General features: G+C 58.3%; 1 protein-coding gene. It reads left to right on the forward strand.

The genetic code is table 11. The annotated features are described in order from the left end of the window. Positions 1-833 (forward strand): manganese catalase family protein (locus tag JNB91_RS30315; RefSeq protein ID WP_220329124.1); only part of this gene is annotated, 833 nt, incomplete at its 3' end.

The raw sequence follows: 833 nt of genomic DNA on the forward strand, positions 1-833 counted from the left end.
ATGTTCAGTTTCGACAAGCGTTTGCAGTATCCGGTCAAGGTCGGTTCTCCCGACCCCATTTTTGCACGGATGCTCCAGCAGGCGATCGGCGGCGTCGAGGGCGAGATCCGCGTCTGCATGCAGTATTTCTTCCAAGCTTGGGGCGCACGAGGCCCGACCACAAAATACCGGGATATGTTGCTTCACACCGCGACGGAAGAAATCGGCCATATCGAAATGCTGGCAACAGCTGTTGCCCTCAATCTCGACAAGGCTCCGGCCAGCCTCGCCGAAGCCGGCGCTGCAGACGGAATTGTCGGTGCAGTCATGGGAGGCGAAAATCCCCGCCACGTGGTCGAAGGCATGCTGCACCGTCACATCCTGTCGACGGGCATGGCGGCCTTTCCAGGCAATTCGGAAGGTGTGCCGTTCGACATGTCGCATATTTATGCGAGCGGCAATCTAGCAGCGGATATGTACTGCAACGTAGCAGCCGAAAGCACCGGCCGAGTGTTGGCAACACGCCTCTATAATGCCGCTCATGATGATGGCATGAAGGACATGCTGCATTTCATGATCGCCCGCGACACCATGCACCAGCAACAGTGGCTAGCGGTTATCGAAGAGCTCGGCGGACACGAGGGTGCGCTGCCTATTCCCAATAGCTTCCCCCAAGAGAAGGAGGATCAGAACCACAACTACGATTTCTTCGCCACCGCATCGGATGGCTCAGTGCCACCTCCAGCGCGATGGAACGACGGCCCGTCGATGGATGGCAAGGGTCAGTTCACCGTGTTCCAGAACGTCCCGATGGGTGACGAGCCAGTTCTTGGACCGGCACGCCCGGATAGTGG

The organism is Aliirhizobium wenxiniae (genome assembly GCF_019511445.1).
GTDB classification, from domain to species: Bacteria; Pseudomonadota; Alphaproteobacteria; order Rhizobiales; family Rhizobiaceae; genus Neorhizobium; species Neorhizobium wenxiniae_A.